The sequence below is a fragment of the Mesorhizobium sp. CO1-1-11 genome (assembly GCF_020164995.1).
Taxonomy (GTDB): domain Bacteria; phylum Pseudomonadota; class Alphaproteobacteria; order Rhizobiales; family Rhizobiaceae; genus Mesorhizobium; species Mesorhizobium australicum.
Genome location: NZ_JAIUHE010000010.1, coordinates 132,344 through 148,913 on the forward strand (window position 1 = coordinate 132,344; position 16,570 = coordinate 148,913).

Annotated in this window: 18 protein-coding genes; 9 read left to right on the forward strand and 9 right to left on the reverse strand. The window is 64.8% G+C overall.

What is annotated here, in order from left to right; translation table 11 throughout:
• Positions 1–73 precede the first annotated feature (73 nt).
• Positions 74–547, forward strand: coding sequence for a CYTH domain-containing protein (locus LB554_RS13800; protein WP_015314767.1), 474 nt, complete (start codon positions 74–76; stop codon positions 545–547).
• Positions 544–1,488 (forward strand): CHAD domain-containing protein, encoded by a 945-nt coding sequence (locus LB554_RS13805; RefSeq protein ID WP_224585069.1) that lies wholly within the window; start codon positions 544–546, stop codon positions 1,486–1,488. Before LB554_RS13800 ends, LB554_RS13805 begins: the two co-directional genes overlap by 4 nt.
• 22 nt (positions 1,489–1,510) lie before the next feature.
• On the opposite strand, the gene LB554_RS13810 is transcribed toward LB554_RS13805, so the two are convergent.
• Positions 1,511–2,314 (reverse strand): helix-turn-helix domain-containing protein, encoded by an 804-nt coding sequence (locus LB554_RS13810; protein WP_224585071.1) that lies wholly within the window; start codon positions 2,312–2,314, stop codon positions 1,511–1,513.
• A 114-nt stretch (positions 2,315–2,428) separates the two neighbouring features.
• Here LB554_RS13810 and LB554_RS13815 point away from each other — a divergent pair, with 114 nt between their 5' ends.
• Positions 2,429–3,289: an SMP-30/gluconolactonase/LRE family protein gene (locus LB554_RS13815; protein WP_224585073.1), complete on the forward strand. Its 861-nt coding sequence runs from the start codon at positions 2,429–2,431 to the stop codon at positions 3,287–3,289.
• 29 nt (positions 3,290–3,318) lie between these two features.
• Here LB554_RS13815 and LB554_RS13820 read toward each other — a convergent pair whose 3' ends face one another.
• The 3 genes from LB554_RS13820 to LB554_RS13830 are packed head-to-tail and all read right to left on the reverse strand — an operon-like array spanning position 3,319 to position 6,036.
• On the reverse strand, positions 3,319–4,335 hold the full coding sequence (locus LB554_RS13820; RefSeq protein WP_224585075.1) for a zinc-dependent alcohol dehydrogenase family protein: 1,017 nt from the start codon (positions 4,333–4,335) through the stop codon (positions 3,319–3,321).
• A 37-nt stretch (positions 4,336–4,372) separates the two neighbouring features.
• Entirely contained in the window at positions 4,373–4,846 is a 474-nt protein-coding gene (locus LB554_RS13825; protein WP_224585076.1) for a cyclophilin-like fold protein, read from the reverse strand.
• Positions 4,843–6,036, reverse strand: a complete 1,194-nt coding sequence (locus LB554_RS13830) for an MFS transporter (RefSeq protein WP_224585079.1) — start codon at positions 6,034–6,036, stop codon at positions 4,843–4,845. The genes LB554_RS13825 and LB554_RS13830 overlap by 4 nt, the downstream gene beginning before the upstream one ends.
• Before the next feature lie 131 nt (positions 6,037–6,167).
• Here LB554_RS13830 and LB554_RS13835 point away from each other — a divergent pair, with 131 nt between their 5' ends.
• Both LB554_RS13835 and LB554_RS13840 read left to right on the forward strand, forming a co-directional pair.
• Positions 6,168–7,064: a LysR family transcriptional regulator gene (locus tag LB554_RS13835; RefSeq protein WP_224585081.1), complete on the forward strand. Its 897-nt coding sequence runs from the start codon at positions 6,168–6,170 to the stop codon at positions 7,062–7,064.
• Positions 7,065–7,070: 6 nt separating this feature from the next.
• A complete protein-coding gene (locus tag LB554_RS13840; protein ID WP_224585083.1) occupies positions 7,071–7,676 on the forward strand; it encodes a DNA-3-methyladenine glycosylase in 606 nt (201 codons plus the stop codon).
• On the opposite strand, the gene LB554_RS13845 is transcribed toward LB554_RS13840, so the two are convergent.
• From LB554_RS13845 to LB554_RS13860, 4 genes are all read right to left on the reverse strand, one after another.
• Positions 7,666–9,396, reverse strand: coding sequence for a SulP family inorganic anion transporter (locus LB554_RS13845; protein ID WP_224585085.1), 1,731 nt, complete (start codon positions 9,394–9,396; stop codon positions 7,666–7,668). The two genes, LB554_RS13840 and LB554_RS13845, sit on opposite strands and share 11 nt — an antisense overlap.
• 61 nt (positions 9,397–9,457) lie before the next feature.
• Complete coding sequence (locus tag LB554_RS13850) at positions 9,458–9,736, reverse strand: helix-turn-helix domain-containing protein (RefSeq protein WP_015314761.1); 279 nt, start codon at positions 9,734–9,736, stop codon at positions 9,458–9,460.
• Positions 9,737–10,006: 270 nt separating this feature from the next.
• Complete coding sequence (locus tag LB554_RS13855; RefSeq protein ID WP_015314760.1) at positions 10,007–10,711, reverse strand: phosphatase PAP2 family protein; 705 nt, start codon at positions 10,709–10,711, stop codon at positions 10,007–10,009.
• A gap of 8 nt (positions 10,712–10,719) precedes the next feature.
• Positions 10,720–11,061 carry a hypothetical protein gene (locus LB554_RS13860; RefSeq protein ID WP_015314759.1) on the reverse strand — a complete coding sequence of 114 codons (342 nt, stop codon included), beginning with the start codon at positions 11,059–11,061 and terminating at the stop codon, positions 10,720–10,722.
• Positions 11,062–11,229: 168 nt separating this feature from the next.
• Between LB554_RS13860 and LB554_RS13865 the strand changes: the two genes are divergently transcribed.
• Positions 11,230–12,621, forward strand: coding sequence for a sensor histidine kinase (locus LB554_RS13865; RefSeq protein ID WP_224585088.1), 1,392 nt, complete (start codon positions 11,230–11,232; stop codon positions 12,619–12,621).
• Positions 12,618–13,274, forward strand: a complete 657-nt coding sequence (locus LB554_RS13870) for a response regulator (RefSeq protein ID WP_140719518.1) — start codon at positions 12,618–12,620, stop codon at positions 13,272–13,274. The genes LB554_RS13865 and LB554_RS13870 overlap by 4 nt, the downstream gene beginning before the upstream one ends.
• 118 nt (positions 13,275–13,392) lie before the next feature.
• Here the strand turns inward: LB554_RS13870 and LB554_RS13875 are convergent, their stop codons facing one another.
• The gene (locus LB554_RS13875) at positions 13,393–13,926 is read right to left on the reverse strand and encodes a hypothetical protein (RefSeq protein WP_224585089.1); all 534 of its coding nucleotides are present in this window, start codon (positions 13,924–13,926) and stop codon (positions 13,393–13,395) included.
• Between the two features lie 263 nt (positions 13,927–14,189).
• Here LB554_RS13875 and LB554_RS13880 point away from each other — a divergent pair, with 263 nt between their 5' ends.
• Together LB554_RS13880 and LB554_RS13885 are read left to right on the forward strand one after the other, a co-directional pair.
• On the forward strand, positions 14,190–16,193 hold the full coding sequence (locus LB554_RS13880) for a PhoX family protein (protein WP_224585091.1): 2,004 nt from the start codon (positions 14,190–14,192) through the stop codon (positions 16,191–16,193).
• Between the two features lie 133 nt (positions 16,194–16,326).
• Entirely contained in the window at positions 16,327–16,551 is a 225-nt protein-coding gene (locus LB554_RS13885) for a hypothetical protein (protein WP_015314754.1), read from the forward strand.
• Positions 16,552–16,570: the final 19 nt, after the last annotated feature.

Here is a 16,570-nt window from a genome sequence, read left to right on the forward strand (position 1 = left end):
TCGATTGATTAAGGTCAACTTGTGTGCGGCGCTGTCTTGCCATCGCGCGCGGCAACCGCTTTAGTGCGCGGCCATGGGCAAGGAAGTCGAGCGTAAGTTCCTGGTCTCCAGCACCGCATGGCGGGATCTGGCGGAAGCGGATATCCGCATTCTCCAGTTCTATCTCGCCACGGCACCCGGGCGAACCGTCCGCATCCGCATCAGTGATGGCGCCTCCGCCAAGCTGACGCTCAAATTCGGCAGCAGCGCGCGCGAGCGCGACGAATTCGAATACCCGATCCCGCTGGCGGAGGCGGTGGAGATGCTGGACTTCGCCATCGGACGTGTCATCGAGAAGACACGTCACCATGTTAGGCATCGCGGCTATCTCTATGAAGTCGATGTCTTTGGCGGTGCACTGGCGGGACTTGTGGTGGCCGAGCTCGAGACGCCGGAAGAGGTTCCGGACGAAATGCTGCCTGACTGGCTCGGCCGGGAAGTGACCGGCGAGCAGAAATTCTACAACGCGTCGCTCGCCCTCGGGGGGATACCGGAGATCGCCGCATGAGCTTTCGTATCGATCCGCGCCTGCCGCTGACCGGCGAGGTCAGGCGTATCCTTGCCGAGGAGATCGGCAAGGCCCTGCTGCATCTGGAGACGGCGCACACCCGGCCGGAACAGGGGCTCCACAAGTGCCGCAAGCGGCTGAAGAGCGCGCGTGCCTTGCTGCGCCTCGTTCGTTCCGGTGACGAAACATTCTGCACCACGGAAAACCAGTGCTATCGCAATGTCGCGGCGCTGCTTGCCGGTCCGCGTGAAGCCACGGCCCTGATCGAGACCATCGATCGGCTGGCGGCGGGCTTCGCCAGGGAAAGCGTCGATGGCGGGCTTGATGCCGTGCGCGATAGGCTGGTCGCACGCCAGCATGATCTGCACGAAGGCGCCGGCCTGAAGGCGGCGATCGGGGCGGCCACCGCCGCCTGCGAAGACGGCCTGAAGCGCATCGAAACCCTTGCTTTGCCCGATCAGCCGGAACAGGCCGCCGACGTGCTTGCCGAAGGCGCCCGCGTCGCCTTGCGCCGCGCCAGGAAGGCGCTCGACAAGGCCGGCACGCGCGGTGAAGCCGACGATTTCCATGACCTGCGCAAGGCGGCCAAGACGCATGGCATGCACCTGTCGCTGCTGGGCAGGCTGTGGCCGACCCCGATCAAGGCGAGGCGCAAGGCCGTGGATGAACTGGGGGAGCGGCTCGGTGAACTGCATGATGTGTTCGTCATGCGCGCGCTGCTCGAGGCGGACAGCGAGCCGCTGGGGCCGCCCGAGGACACAAAACTTCTCGGCAAGTTGCTCAAGCGCTCGGAAAAGAGCCTCAGGAAAGCCTGTCTCGCCGAGGCCGCCGAACTGTTCGGCGACAGCCCCAAGCACGCGACGAAAAAGCTCGCCCGCAAGGCACGCGACGATCTCGCCGGCGCCTCGTCCGCTGATGATCTTGCCGCCACTGCCGGCTGATGGGCGGCGGACCTCGGCCGGTCTAAGCGGGTAGCGGCCGCCGGCCTTTCGCCAAGGAAGGCTGATCCTCCATCCGCGCCCCGGCATCGCGTGGATGCGGCCCGATCGGCATGATCGCTTCGAACGGCGTGGCGCCAAAGGCAAAGGTCCATTTGTAGCCGATCAACCCGTCCTCGGGCGTGGTGTGCTGGTCGTGATGCGCCAGCAGTCTCGCCCGGTCGGCCAGTTCCTCGGCCTCGCGCCGCACCATCTCCGCCGTCTCCGGACGCATCCTCCTGGAGAAGCTGACGAAGGTCGCCTCCTTCTCGATATGGGTGATGGCCCAGCCGATGAAATTCTTGTTGGTCATTTCGAACAGCGGCCTGAGCGGCCCCTCGAAATTCCACTGGATCGGCGTTTCGACCAGCAGTTTCGCCGACAGGCCACGGCCAAGCGCGATCAGGCCGAGTTGCTCAAGGTCGCGCAGATAGAGGAACATCGAGGCCTCACTCAGGCCTTGCGAGCGCCTGATGCCTTCAGGCGTGAATTTTTCCGACAGCATGACGAAGACGAACAGCAGCGCCGGCCGGCCGGCGAGCCGTCGCTCGATCTCGGGCGCGATGTGGTTGACCGGCCCCGGCCCGCGGTTCATCGAGCCGAGCACGTTTTCCAGTTCGACGCCGGCGGCGGCGCAGATCTCCACCAGCCGGTCGAGCTTGCAGTTCTTCTCATGGAAGATGCGCTTCACCGTCGGCTCGGAAACGCCCATCCGTTCGCCGAGCTCACGATAGGTGACACCCTTGGCCTTCAGTGTCCGTTTCAGCGCCTCGAAGATCGGGCCGTTCATGGGATGCGCCTCTTGCCGGCGGTTTCGTATCGATATTCGATACTAGCTTCAATCCGCCTTCCCGAGAAGTATCGAAAATCCTAGCTGTTCACCGACATTCACAGGAGAGCAGCCATGAACATTGTCGTCACTTCCGCCGTCATCGCCGCCATCGGCATTGCCGCCGCCCAGGCCGCCCAGGCCGACGAGCTCTGGCGCGAAACGGGCCTCGAACAGCCTGAATCGGCGCTGTTCGACGCCGCCAACGGCCGCATCATCGTTTCCAACATCGTCGGCAATCCGGGCGACGCCGACGGCAACGGCTACCTCAGCCTGCTGTCAACGGATGGCAAGATGGTGAGCCAGCACTGGACCGACGGCATGGACGCGCCCAAGGGCATGGCGATATCGGGCGGCAAGCTCTATGTCGCCGACATCACCAAAATCCGTGTCGTCGACCTCGCCAGCGGCAAGCTCATCGCCAGCATCGTGGTCCCTAACGCGGTCTTCCTCAACGACATGACTGCGGATGCCTCGGGCAAGGTCTACGTCACCGACATGCTGGCGGATGCGATCTACCGCATCGACGGCGACAGGCCGGAACTGTTCGTCAAGGATCTGCTGCTGGCCTCGCCCAACGGCGTGTTCGCCGATGGCGACAGGCTGATCGTGGCCTCCTGGGGCAAGGGCATCAAGGCCGACTTCAGCACGGCCGAGCCCGGCGGGCTGCTGGCGGTCGACATCGCCAGCAAGGCGGTGACGCCGCTGGCGGGCGCCCAAAACTTCGCCGACCTCGACGGCGTCGTCGCCATCGGCGGCACCATCTATGCGACGGCCTACATGACCGGCACGCTCTACCGATACCGGACCGGCGCAGCCCCGGAAGCGGTGGCGCATTTCAAGCCGGGCAGCGCCGATATCGGCACCGACGGCAAGTCGATCCTCTACATGCCGCTGATGAACGAAGGCGAGGTCGCGGCGCTCAAGATCGAATGAGCGCCGTGACGAGCGGCCAGGAGTGCCGGTCAGACCCGCAGCAGTGTCTTGATGGCGCGTCGCTCGTCCATCGCTTTGTAGCCTTCGGCCACCCGTTCGAGTGGGAGGACCAGGTCGAACACCTTGCCGGGATTGATCTTGCCTTCGGTGACGAGGGCTATCAGTTCGGGCAAATAGCGGCGCACCGGTGCCGGGCCGCCATGCAGGTGCACATGGGCGAAGAACAGCTGTTGCCCATCCAGTTGCACCTGGTGGGGTACGCCGACATAGGAGACGTAACCGCCCTTGCGGGTCGAACCGATCGCCTGCTTCATCGATTCCTGCGTGCCGACGCATTCCAGCACGGAGTCGGCGCCGATGCCGCCGGTCATGTCCAGAATGCGGGCGACGCCTTCCTCGCCGCGCTCGGTGACGATGTCGGTTGCACCGAACTCCAAGGCGAGCTTCTGGCGCGGCTCGTGCCGGCTCATGACGATGATGCGCTCGGCGCCCATCTGTTTGGCGGAAAGCGCGGCAAGCAGGCCGACCGCGCCATCCCCGACCACCGCGACCGTCGACCCTGCCTTTACGTTGGCGGCGTCGGCGGCAAACCAGCCGGTGCCCAGCACGTCGGAGGTGGCGAGCAGGCTCGGGATCATGTCGGCCGAGGGCTGACCGGACAGCGCCACCAAAGTGCCGTCGGCCAGCGGCACGCGCAGGAACGGCGACTGGGCGCCGGTCATGAAGGTACGGTGCTGGCATGACGACTGGTAGCCATTGCGGCAGTTGGGGCAGGTGTTGTCGGAGGTCGCGAACGATCCGACCACGAACTGGCCGGGGCGGATGGCGCGGACCGCGCTGCCGACCTCCTCCACCACACCGCAATATTCGTGGCCCATATGGGCGGGCTCCGCGATCGGCTGCAGGCCGCGATAGGGCCAGAGATCCGATCCGCAGACGCAGGTCGCCGACAGCCGCACGATAGCGTCGGTGGGCAGCAGGATTTCGGGATCGGCCACTTCCTCGCAACGGATGTCGCCGGGGCTGTAAAGAACGGTGCCTCGCATGGGAACGTCTCCTATGAGTTGCTTTCGATTGCGTATGTCAGCGAATGGGCTCGATGCGCAGCGGGAAATTCCCGCGTGCCAGCAGAGGCTCGAAGCCATCGTCGAAGCGCCCGAGCCGGATCAGCCCTATGGACCAGCTATAGCCGGCATAAAACAGCGCCAGATTGCCCCAGGGCGCGAAGTAGCAAAGGTCGCCGGGCCGTTCGTTGCCGAAGGGACCGCTGCCCTGTACGGTGAGCTTGCGCGGGAGATAGGCGATCTTCTCGTTGCCGGCGTAATTGTCGATCGTCAGATCCAGCGGCAGCATGGAGTGGAAATCCCGTGCCGAGGGATTGTCATACAGCGTGGCCGTCATCGTCTGCCCGTTGAAGCTTATCCTGATCTTCATGTCCGTGGGCTCCAGGCTTGCCGGGCCGGCGCCTTGCTGCCCGAAAGCCTGTCCGGGCAGGACCGCCGCCTGCGCGAGCGCGACCCGGAGCAGTGTGCGTCGGCTGAGCTGTCGTTTTGTCATGATTGGCGGCTCGTGGGTGTCGAGGTCGCCGCGGCGACGGCAAATAGCGTCGAGCCGAGGAGAAGCAGCGCCGCGAGCGCGAAGGGGCTCCACCAGCTGGCGGTGTCGAACAGCAAGCCGCCGGCGAACGCGCCGAAGGTGATGGCGAACTGAATCAGCGCGACCTGCAAGCCTCCACCCGCCTCGAGATCGTCGGGGATGACCTTGGCCATCCAGGTGCTCCAGGCCACCGGAATGGGCGAGGTGAACAATCCCCACAACAAGAGCAGGACCGCGGCCGCGACCGCGACGGGCCCAAGCGCGATCAAGAGCAGCGCGATGACCGAAAGCATGGCCGGCAGGCCAATCAGCACGGCGCCCAGATGCGAGCGCAGGACAAAACCGACGAGGGACGTGCCGACGAGGCCCGCCAGCCCGAGCCCGAGCAGGACCATCGACAGCGTATTCACGTCGAGGCCGGTGATGCCTTCGAGGAACGGTCGCAAATAGGTGGAGAGCGAGAACTGGCCCATGAAGGCGAGCGTGGTCGCCGCCATGCCGATGGCGAAGGCGCGATTGCCGAGAAGGCCGACCATGCGGCCGGCCGAGACGGGCTCCTCGGCGGGCATGCTGGGCAGGACGGCGAGTTGCCAGACGATGGCGGCGAGCCCGATCGGCACCACGATGAAGAAGGCGCCGCGCCATCCGATCAGGCCGCCGAGAAAACTTCCAAGCGGCGCCGCGACGACCGTCGCGAACGCCGTCGCGCCCTGCAGCATGGCGATCGCCCTGGGCAGATCGTCACGCGAGACGATGCGGGCCAGAATGGCTGTCGACAGCGACCAGAAGCCGCCGATCGAAACGCCGATTAGGGCCCGGCCAAACATGAACACAGGATAGGTGGGCGCAAAAGTGATCGCCAGTCCGGAGACCACCAGCACGACGGTATAGAGAAGAACGACCGTGCGCCGGTCCAGCTTCGAGAGCAAGGCGTTGCCGAACAGGCTGGTGACGACGGCGAAGAATCCAGAAACGGAGATCGCCTGACCGGCCTGGCCCTCGGTGATGGCCAGGTCCCTGGCGAGGGGTGTGAGCAGGCTGACGGGCATGAACTCCGAGGCCACCAGAACGAAGGTGAGCAGGGAAAGACAGATCACCGCGCCCCAGGCGCTTGGTGTCTCGACCAGTTGACTGTCGTAGGTGGCTTCCATGCGCTTTGGCCCGCCGAGGGCCCTCCGACGATTTCGTTGGCGCGTATATAAACAGCCGCGACTGCCTCGATTAGTCGTTGCAATTCGCATGGACTTATCCATCTTGGATATGAATAGGCGGATTTGAGGTCATGAACCGCGACGATCTGAACGACATGCTCTGGTTCCTGGCGGTGGCCGAAGAGCGCAGTTTCACCAAGGCGGCGGCCAGGCTTGGAACGTCGCAGCCGACGCTCAGCCAAACCATCAAACAGCTCGAGGCGCGGCTCGGCCTGCGGCTTTTGACGCGGACCACCCGCCATGTGTCGCCGACCGAAGTCGGAGAGAGGCTGCTGCGGGCATTGGCGCCGCGCATCCAGGACATGGAGAGCGACATCGACGCGCTGATGGCGTTTCGCGACAAACCTTCGGGCACGGTGCGGGTCACGCTTTCCGACCATGCGCTAGACTGGATCGTCTGGCCGAAGTTGAAACCGGTGCTGCGGCATTACCGCGACATCCATGTCGAACTGAATATCGACAACGGCTTCCGCAACATCGTCGAGGAGCGGTTCGATGCCGGCGTGCGGCTTGGGGAAAGTGCCGACAAGGACATGATCGCCATTCGCATCAGCCCCGACTGGCGGCTGGTCGTCGTCGCATCCCCCGACTACCTCGCTCGGCATCCGGCGCCCGGTACGCCTCAGGACCTCGTCCAGCATGATTGCATCAACCACCGCCAGTCGCGGTCGGGCGGCCTTTACGCATGGGAATTCGCCAGGGACGGGCGAGAGCTGAGAGTGCGCGTCGACGGACAGCTGACCTTCAATTCGTCGGTCGCGATGATCGACGCGACGTTGAACGGATTTGGAATCGGCTACGTGCCGGAGAATTTGGTGGCCGACGACGTCCGGTTGGGCCGGCTGGTGCTGATGCTCGACGAATGGTGCCCGCTATTCCCCGGCTATTATCTCTATTATCCGACCCGGCGGCAGAACTCGCCTGCCTTCGCGGTGATCGCCAATGCGTTGCGCCACACGGACGCCTAGACAGACATGACCATGATCGCTCCCCGTCCGCTCGCGCGAGTAGAGCTGCCGGACGATACGGCCGCGCTCGCCCGGTTTCTCCTAGGCAAGCTGGTGGTGCGCGACTTGCCTGAAGGCAGGGTCAGCGGCCGCATCGTCGAGACGGAGGCCTATATCGTCGGTGACGCGGCCGGGCACGGTTTTCGAGGGATGACGCCGCGCAACCGGTCGCTGTTTCTCGAAGCCGGGCGCGCCTATGTCTACCTCGCCTATGGCACCTCCTTCATGCTGAATGTCTCGAGCGAGACGAAAGGGGTCGGAACCGGTGTGCTGATCCGGGCGCTGGAACCGCTGGAAGGCGTCGCGATCATGCGGCTGAACCGAGGCGTCGAGCGCCTGCGCGACCTGGCGCGCGGTCCCGGAAGGCTGGCCGCGGCGTTGCGGATCGATCGTTCGCTCGACGGGATCGACCTGTGCCGGGAAGGCCCGCTGTGGCTCGCTCAGGACGAATGTGAGCCCGGCGCGATCGGACAGGGCATCAGGATCGGCATTTCGAAGGACGCCGACCGGCTGCTGCGGTTCTACGTCAGGGAAAGTCCGTTCGTCAGCGGCCCGGCATCGCTCAATCGCTGAGAGACGGCTGCTCCGCCTCGTGTTTCCCCGCCAATTGGCCCCGCGCCTCGCGGATCGACGCGGCATAGGTCACTAGCGGCGGCTTGACGCCGTGGTTGATCAGCATGCGCCGGATCTGCGGCGAGGCGCCCGAAATGATGAAGCGCACGCCGGCGCGCCCCGCCTTGTGGGCCGCGCTTTCGATGACATTGGCCGCCGTCGAATCGAAAAGCGGCACGGCCGAACAGTCGAGCACGAAGTTGCGGCGCTGGTCGGCGATGCGGTCGAGCACGCTGCCGACAGTGGACGCGGCACCGAAGAAGAAGGCGCCCGAGATGCGGTAGACGACGGTGTCGGCGTCGCTTGCCTCCGCGGAATCATAGGCGCCGGCGCCGCCGACGCTGTCGGCGACATCGTCCTGCGCCAGGTCCGCCTCGACCGCGACGGACTTGGCCATGCGGTCGATGAACAGGATCGAGCCGAGCGCGAAGCCGACGACGATGCCTTCGGTGAGGTCGCGGAAGACGACGATGAGGAAGGTCGCCATCAGCACCAGCGCATCGCCGCGCGATGCCCTGAGCAGCGTGGCGAAGGCTTGTTTCTCGACCATGTTCCAGCAGACCACCGCCAGGACGCCGGCAAGGGCCGCGAGCGGGATGTAGCTGGCAAGCGGCGCCGCCACCAGCATCAGCACCAGCAGGATTCCCGAATGGACCATGCCCGAGACCGGACCGTGCGCGCCGGCTCGCACATTGGTGGCGGTGCGGGCGATGGTGCCGGTGGCGCAGATGCCGCCGAACAAAGCGGACGCGACATTGGCGAAGCCCTGCGCCACCAACTCGCAATTCGAGCGGTGCCGCCGGCCCGTCATGCCGTCTGCGACGACGGCCGACAGCAGCGATTCGATGGCGCCGAGCAGCGCGAAGGCGATGGCGTCCGGCAAGACGTCGAGCATCCTGCCGAAGCTGACGGGTGGCATGCCAGGCCATTGCAGGCTGCGCGGAATGCCGCCATAGCGCGTGCCGATCGTCTCGGCCGGCAACGCCAACAGCGCAACGACCAGCGAGGCGAGCCCGATGGCGATCAACATGGCCGGCCATTTCGGCCGCCAGCGCTTCAGAACGGCGATGGTCGCGATGGTCAGCGCCGCCACGCCGGTCGCCGCGAGGTTGATCGTGCCGGCTGCTTCGCCAAGCGCGATCAGCTTGGGCACGAACGGTCCGGGCTCCCGGCCCGGCAAGGTCAGCCCGAACAGTTCGACGATCTGGCCGGAGAAGATGATGACGGCAATGCCGGCGGTGAAGCCGACAGTGACCGGATAGGGAATGAACTTGATGTAGGTGCCGAGCCGGAGATAGCCGATGGCAATGAGGAACACACCGGCCATCATCGTCGCCAGCAGCAGGCCGTCGAGGCCGACGCGCGCCACCGTCGCCGCCACCAGCACGATGAAGGCGCCGGCCGGGCCGCCGATCTGGAAGCGGCTGCCGCCCAAGGCCGAGATGATGAAGCCGCCGACGATGGAAGTGTAGAGGCCACGCTCCGGCGTCACGCCCGAAGCGATCGCGATCGCCATCGACAGCGGCAGCGCGACGATGGCGACAGTCAGCCCGGCGATGACATCCGCCTTGAAATGCGGCAGCCGGTAGCCCTCCCGCCAGACCGTCACCAGCTTCGGCGTGAACAGCTCGGAGAATGTCGGCTTCACCGCCTGATGCACTGCCTGACGCGATTGATCCATGGACTGCCCCTGCAAAAGCGGCGGGATCGTCGGCAGGACTGTCGGCGGTCGCCGTCGCGACTTATTCCGGCCCGGCCTTGGGTTCCGGCGGCATGGCGGCCTTGAGGCGCACGCCCCTGCCGCCGCGCTCGCTGGCCTGGTTCTCGCCGATCAGTTCCACCCCGGCTTCGTCGAGAGCCTGGATGACCTTCATCAGCGTATCGACCACGCCCCTGACCACGCCGCCGCTCGCCTCCATGCGCTGGATGGTGGGAAGCGAGACGCCGGCGCGCTCGGCGAGCGTCCTCTGGTCGATGCCGGCCAGCGCCCTTGCGGCGCGCATCTGCGCGGCAGTGATCATCGGCCGGAATCCCCGTCTGAGCCTGCTGACATAACGTATAATACCATCATTATCATGTTTCAAGCATCATTGTATCAGTTTTAGACGTAACCACACCTGATGCCCATTTTCTTCGATACCTGCCAGGGATTTCAGGTAGGGTGGCATGCATCAGAGGCAGGGGTACGCGGGTGAACGTTTTCAAGACCTTGGTGATATCGGCAGGCTTGCTGTCGACGGTTCTGGTACTGACGGGCTGCGGAGGGCACCTCATCAACAGGTTGATCTGACTCAGTCAGGCTCCTCGCTCACCGCCTTGCGCCGTTGCAGAAGCCTCGCCACCAACCAGCATAGCATCGCCCAGGCGAAGCCGGCACACCAGCCCGCCAGCACATCCGAGGGCCAGTGGACGCCGAGATAGATGCGGCTGACGCCGACCAGCACTGTCGTCAGCACCGCCAGGAACAACACGTAGACCTTGGTCGTCCGGCCCGGCAGGAAGCGCGCCGCCAGCGAACCGAGCGTGAGGTAGGTCACCGCCGACAGCATGGCATGGCCGCTCGGGAAGGAAAGCGACGTCTCGTTGACGAGATGCGAAACCAGTTCCGGGCGCGGCCGGTCGACGCCGGCTTTCAGCAGGCTCGACAGCACCTGGCCGCCCGCCACGGCAACGAACATGAGAAGCGCCGTCGCCGGGCGGCGGATCAACAGCAGATAGATGATCGTCGCCGCCGTGATCAGCACCAGAACACTGGAGCTGCCGAGGCTGGTGATGTCGCGCATCGCGCCTTCCAGCCATGGCGGACCGATCGGGATCGCCGGTTGACCGGCCTGGCGGAATGCAAGCAGGATTTCGGTATCGAAGGCGTGCGGCGTGGTGGCCCGTGCCACCTCCATCAATTCCTCGAACGCCCACAGCCCACCGGCGATGACCAGGCCGGCCAGCAGCACCGGGAATTCGACCCGATTGAGCAGAGCTTTCGCGGCGTTCTTCATCGGCACCGTTACATCCGCCCTTGCAGATAGGGCCCAAGCGTGATCAGCGCCACGGCTGCGATTGCCAGCGCGATGCCGGCCGCCTGCAGCGCGTTGACGCGCTCGCCGAAGAACACCAGCGCAACGACATTGACCGAAACCAGCTGGATCACCGCCGAGAGGCTGAACGATACCGACATGCCGAACTCGCGGATCAACCGCAGCATGATCAGATTGCCCAGCGAATAGAGCGCCAGCGTCAGCAGGATCTTGCCCAGGCTGGGCGCCAGCCCCCATTGCTTGGCGGCGGTCGCCGCCAGGAGGAAGATCACCGTCGAAAAGCCGAGCTGCAGAAGTCCCGAAAAACTCAACGTCCCGTCCCCCTCGAAGCAGCTTTCGCCTGATATCGCCGACCTTGTTTCCGAAGCGTGCCGGAACGTCAAGCGACGTCGTTCAAACGAGGGTCTTGGCAACGGCGAGACTGAAGCTCAATGTGCCGGAATCGCCCAGCCTGTCGATAGAGGGGCGGTCAGGGGTTCATGATTCGTATTTTTCAGAACTTGGCGCGGCGCTGGAGCGAGCTTTCCCTTGCCCTGCAATTCGTCGTTGCCGGCGGTTTTGGGCTGCTGGTCGTCATGGTGATCGTCGGGACCTGGGTGACGACGCAGATCCGGGACGGCGTCACTCGCAATTCGGCCGCCACGACGGCGCTCTATGTCGACAGCGTGATTGCGCCGCTGCTGCCCGACCTGCGCAAGAGCGAGGAGCTCAGCGCATCCGTCAAGCAGGCGCTCGACGAGACGCTCGGCCAGGGCGCGCTCGGCAAACGCCTGGCATCCTTCAGGCTCTGGCGCCGCGACGGCACGATCCTCTATGCGAAGGACTCGGCTTTGACGGGTCGCCGCTTCGACCTGAACGACAATCTGCGTTCTGCCTTCCAGGGCAGCGTCGTTGCCCAGTTCGATACGTTTGACGAGAACGAAGACAAGGAGCGGGCCGCGGGTGTGCCGTTGCTCGAGATCTACAATCCAGTGCGCGAGCCCTGGTCCGGCGAAGTGGTCGCCGTCACCGAGTTTTACGAGGTCGCCAGCGATTTCAAGGCTACCCTGGCTTCCGCCCTGCTGTCGAGCTGGCTGGTCGTGGCCGGCACCACCTTGACGGCATTTCTGCTTCTGTCGGGCATCGTCTTGCGCGGCAGCCGCATTATCGACGATCAGCGCGGGGCGCTGCGCCGCCAGGTGTCGGAGCTGCAGGGCCTGGTGACACAAAACAGCGCCTTGCGGCATCGTGTGCAGCGGGCGTCCCGCCGCGCCACCGCGCTCAACGAAAGATATCTGCGCCGGATCGGCGCCGACCTGCATGACGGCCCTGCCCAGCTCGTGGCGCTGGCCGCGCTGCGCATGGACAGTCCGGTGTTTACCGGCGACGGGCATGGCAGCGAAGGCCGCTCGACCGAGGTCGCCATGATCCGCAAGACGCTGGAGGATGCGATGCGCGAGATACGCGGCATCTGCACCGGCTTGGTCCTGCCGCAGATAGAAACGGCGGCGGCGGCGGACGTGCTGCGGCTGGCCGTCGAGGAGCATGAGCGCCGGACGGGCACATCGGTGACGCTTACGATGCCGAGACATTTGCCGGAGCCCGGCGCTTCTGAGAAGATCAGCATCTATCGCTTCGTGCAGGAGGGGCTGAACAATGCCTACCGCCACGGACAGGGCAAGGATCAGGCGGTGCGTGCAGGCATGAAAAATGGTAGGCTTTTCGTTGAAGTATCGGACGGCGGACCGGGCTTCGATCCGGCGCGGGCCGAGGGGTTGGGCCTTGCCGGCCTCAGGGAGCGGGTTGAAAGCATTGGCGGCCAATTCGAAACACTCACAGGGCCGAAAGGCACGAAGCTGGTGATCCGTCTTTCGGTCGAGGAGCAAGCATGATCGGTGCCATCCGCATTGCCATTGTCGACGATCATCCGCTGTTCCGCGAAGGCGTGACGCGCAGCCTGTCGGAGATCGGCGGCTTCGAGATGGTCGGCGAAGGTGCGACCGCGCAGGACGCGGAGCGCATCGCCTCGACCATGCAGCCCGACATCTTGCTCATCGACATTTCCATGCCGGGCGGTGGCCTGGCCGCGGTTGCCAGCATCCTTGCCGACCATCCCGCCCAGAAGATCGTCATGCTGACCGTTTCTGAGGCGAATGCCGATGTGACCAAGGCCCTGAACGCCGGGGTGCTCGGCTATGTCCTCAAAGGCGTCGGATCGCGCGCGCTTGCCGATATCCTGCGCAACGTGGCGGCCGGCGAAAGCTATCTTTCGCCGATGCTGTCGGCCCGGCTGCTTTCCGACGTGCAGTCCCTGCAGCCCGCCAACGGCGTGGCGGACCGGCTGCGGCAACTCACCGGCCGGCAGACCGAAATACTGCGGCTGGTGGCGGAGGGACTGAGCAACAAGGAAGTCGCCTTGCGCCTGGAGCTGCAGGAGAAGACCGTCAAGCATCACATGACGGGGGTGCTGTCGAAACTCAGCGTGCGAAACCGTACTGAAGCGGCCCTCATCATGCGCGAGTTTCGCGACCGCGACCGTTCGTAGCCATCGCGGAACGCCGCGAAACGAGGTCACCTCCGCCGGGGGGCGGCGGAGGTGACGTGTGAAGCAGGTCGTTGCCTGTTGACCAGCTTCACAAGGCCGAAATTCATAGGGCCGAAATTCAAAGAGCCTTGAGACGGCTGGCGTCGGCCGGTGTGGCGCGGCGATCGACGATCGTGCGGCCGAGCTTATCCTTCATGCTGAAACGGCCGTTCTCGATCGATTCCGTCAAGCCGTCAGGGTGCTGAACTGTAATGTTGCTGCCGTCCACGTCGACCGTGTCGCCGGTCGTGGCGTTGACATGGCTTGTGCTCTGGTTGCCCTGGCCCTTGCCCTTTCCGCTATTCCCGCCGCCGCTGTTACCGCTATTGCCGTTGCCGCTATTGCCGTTGCCGCTGTTTCCTCCATTGCCGCTATTGCCGCCACCGCCACCGCTGTTACCGCCACCGCCATTCCCACCGCCACCGCCGTTCCCACCGCCACCGCCGTTCCCACCGCCACCGCCGTTGCCACCCTTGTCGGCATGTGCGGTCGCGGCATCGATTCCAGGCACGAAGCCATGGAAGGCTATTCCATAGGGAGCGATGGTCAGCGCCAGGACGGCCGCCGATCTGAGAGCCAGACGGCAACAACGGGCCGTGATCGATCCACGCATACTGATCTCCGTCGATTGAGCCGGCGCGCTCACCCCAACGTTGCAGTGCAACAACATCGCCGAAAGACGTGGTGACCGGAAGCGACCTCCGACCGTTGCGTTTGTCCCCCAGGACCTTTGCAGGCGCAAGCTTGGACCAAAGTCCCAGGCGAGGCGTGAAAAATCGGTCTCGTGAGCGAGCGGCAGCGGAGATACCATGTCACGAAAATGTGATCAGCCGACTGTAAGCCGGAAGCTCCAGCCAAAACCCACCAGAGGTTCCCATGACCGAACATCGCTCCCCCGACGCCCGATTTCGCACCAGCCTGCTCGAGGAAAACGAAGGCCCGGCCAACAATCCCAGCGAGAACCGCACCATGGGCGAGATCATCGCTGCGCGGTTCTCGCGCCGTGGCTTCCTCAAGGGTTCGCTTGCCGTTTCGGCGATCGCCGCCACCGTCAGCCCGCTGGCCATGATCGCCGCCGACGATGCCCGCGCCGCGGAAGGCTCAGCGTTCAAATTCGACGAGCTGGAGGCCGGTATCGACGATAAGCACCACGTCGCGCCGGGCTACGACGCCGACGTTTTGCTGCGCTGGGGCGATCCGCTGTTTGCCGATTCGCCGGAATTCGACCCGACGAAGCAGTCGGCGCAAGCCCAGGCCAGGCAGTTCGGCTACAACAACGACTATGTCGGTTACATCCCGCTCGATGGCTCGGCCGAACATGGCTTGCTGGTGGTCAACCACGAATACACCAACCCGCATCTGATGTTCCCAGGCATCGTCAAGATTGTCGAGAAGGACGGCAAGAAGTCGGCCGAGGTGGCGCCGCTCTCGAAAGAGCAGGTCGATGTCGAGATGGCCGCCCATGGCGGCACCATCGTCGAGATCCGCAAGGATGGCGGCAAATGGCGGGTAATTCGCGACGGCAAGCTCAACCGCCGCATCACCGCCAACACCGAGATGGCGCTGTCGGGCCCGGTTGCCGGCCATGACCGCGTCAAGACCAATGCCGACCCGTCCGGCGTCAAGGTGTTCGGCACCATCAACAATTGCGCCGGCGGGGTCACGCCCTGGGGCACCTATGTGATGTCCGAGGAGAACATCCATGGCTATTTCTCCGGCGAGCTGCCGGAGGGCCACAAGGAGGCCGCCAACTACAAGCGCCTCGGCATTCCGGAAGGCGCCTATGAATGGGGCGCGCACTATGACCGCTTCAGCCTGGCCAAGGAGCCGAACGAGCCCAACCGCTTCGGCTGGATCGTCGAGGTCGATGTCAACGACCCGGCCTCGGTGCCGCGCAAGCGCACCGCCATGGGCCGCTTCAAGCATGAGGGCGCCGAATCGATCGTCGCCAAGGATGGTCGAGTGGTCTTCTATCTCGGCGACGACGAGCGCTTCGACTATGTCTACAAGTTCGTCACCAAGGGCATGTTCAACGCCGGCGACCGCGCGGCCAACAAGGATCTGCTCGACGACGGCACGCTGCATGTCGCCAAATTCGCGGAGGACGGCTCGGTCGAATGGATGCCGATCGTGTTCGGCCAGGGGCCGCTGACGGCGGAAAACGGTTTTGCCGGCCAGGCCGACGTGCTGATCGAGACACGTCGCGCCGCCGACCTCCTTGGCGCCACCAAGATGGACCGGCCCGAAGACATCCAGCCCAATGCCAGCAACGGCAAGGTCTATGTCATGCTGACCAACAATTCCAAGCGCAAGGCCGATCAGGTCGACGCCGCCAACCCGCGTGCCGAAAACGCCTTCGGCCACATCATCGAAATCGTCGAGGACGAGGGCGATTTCGCCGCCACCAAGGGCAAGTGGGAAGTGCTGCTGAAATGCGGCGACCCGTCGGTGGCCGCCGTCGGCGCCACCTTCTCCACCGCGACGACGGCCCATGGCTGGTTCGGCATGCCCGACAATTGCGCGGTCGATTCGGCCGGGCGCCTGTGGGTCGCCACCGACGGCCAGGGCCCGAAGGCAACCGGCCGCACCGACGGCCTGTGGGCGGTGGACACGGAAGGATCGGCGCGGGCGACCTCGAAACTGTTCTTCCGCGTGCCGATCGGCGCCGAGATGTGCGGCCCGCTGTTTGCGCCGGACGACCAGACCGCCTTTGTCGCCGTCCAGCATCCGGGTGACGGCGGCGAGGATTGGGAAGCGTTCGGCCGGCCCTCCTATTATGAGGACCTGTCGACCCGCTGGCCCGATTTCAAGCCCGACATGCCGGTGCGGCCGGCGGTGGTCGCCATCACCAAACAGGGTGGCGGCAAGATCGCCGTCTGAGGTCGGGCGAGACAAAAATGAGAGGGGCTCCGGCGATCCGGGGCCTCTCTTTTGTGCGATATCATATTCAAGCCTCGGGAAAGATTGGCAATTTACACGTGGCGCCCTAGATCGTGATCAGGAGATCATCGCCATGCCCAAGTCGATCTACGACCGTGGCCTGCTCAAACCTGACGAAGTGGCCACCTTGCAACGTGTCTTCGACGAGGCCTGCCGCCGACGGCAAGCGCATCCCGAATCCGTCGAGGCGCGTGAATTGGCGCTCACCTTGCTGGCCCTCTACAATGCCGGCATGGTCGACGAGGAGATGCTGACCGAGGCTGTCGGTTTCCGGCGGCTGGAGCCGAAATCGGCGTGACGCCGACGGCAAATGTTGT

What these genes read in the sequence shown, in the direction of transcription:
- LB554_RS13820 (WP_224585075.1), bottom strand. Translation starts at nt 4,335, where the DNA reads ATGCGAGGCACCGTTCTTTACAGCCCCGGCGACATCCGTTGCGAGGAA.
- LB554_RS13825 (WP_224585076.1), bottom strand. Translation starts at nt 4,846, where the DNA reads ATGACAAAACGACAGCTCAGCCGACGCACACTGCTCCGGGTCGCGCTC.
- LB554_RS13865 (WP_224585088.1), top strand. Translation starts at nt 11,230, where the DNA reads ATGATTCGTATTTTTCAGAACTTGGCGCGGCGCTGGAGCGAGCTTTCC.
- LB554_RS13830 (WP_224585079.1), bottom strand. Translation starts at nt 6,036, where the DNA reads ATGGAAGCCACCTACGACAGTCAACTGGTCGAGACACCAAGCGCCTGG.
- LB554_RS13835 (WP_224585081.1), top strand. Translation starts at nt 6,168, where the DNA reads ATGAACCGCGACGATCTGAACGACATGCTCTGGTTCCTGGCGGTGGCC.
- LB554_RS13845 (WP_224585085.1), bottom strand. Translation starts at nt 9,396, where the DNA reads ATGGATCAATCGCGTCAGGCAGTGCATCAGGCGGTGAAGCCGACATTC.
- LB554_RS13870 (WP_140719518.1), top strand. Translation starts at nt 12,618, where the DNA reads ATGATCGGTGCCATCCGCATTGCCATTGTCGACGATCATCCGCTGTTC.
- LB554_RS13815 (WP_224585073.1), top strand. Translation starts at nt 2,429, where the DNA reads ATGAACATTGTCGTCACTTCCGCCGTCATCGCCGCCATCGGCATTGCC.
- LB554_RS13800 (WP_015314767.1), top strand. Translation starts at nt 74, where the DNA reads ATGGGCAAGGAAGTCGAGCGTAAGTTCCTGGTCTCCAGCACCGCATGG.
- LB554_RS13850 (WP_015314761.1), bottom strand. Translation starts at nt 9,736, where the DNA reads ATGATCACTGCCGCGCAGATGCGCGCCGCAAGGGCGCTGGCCGGCATC.
- LB554_RS13880 (WP_224585091.1), top strand. Translation starts at nt 14,190, where the DNA reads ATGACCGAACATCGCTCCCCCGACGCCCGATTTCGCACCAGCCTGCTC.
- LB554_RS13805 (WP_224585069.1), top strand. Translation starts at nt 544, where the DNA reads ATGAGCTTTCGTATCGATCCGCGCCTGCCGCTGACCGGCGAGGTCAGG.
- LB554_RS13855 (WP_015314760.1), bottom strand. Translation starts at nt 10,711, where the DNA reads ATGAAGAACGCCGCGAAAGCTCTGCTCAATCGGGTCGAATTCCCGGTG.
- LB554_RS13885 (WP_015314754.1), top strand. Translation starts at nt 16,327, where the DNA reads ATGCCCAAGTCGATCTACGACCGTGGCCTGCTCAAACCTGACGAAGTG.
- LB554_RS13875 (WP_224585089.1), bottom strand. Translation starts at nt 13,926, where the DNA reads ATGCGTGGATCGATCACGGCCCGTTGTTGCCGTCTGGCTCTCAGATCG.
- LB554_RS13840 (WP_224585083.1), top strand. Translation starts at nt 7,071, where the DNA reads ATGACCATGATCGCTCCCCGTCCGCTCGCGCGAGTAGAGCTGCCGGAC.
- LB554_RS13810 (WP_224585071.1), bottom strand. Translation starts at nt 2,314, where the DNA reads ATGAACGGCCCGATCTTCGAGGCGCTGAAACGGACACTGAAGGCCAAG.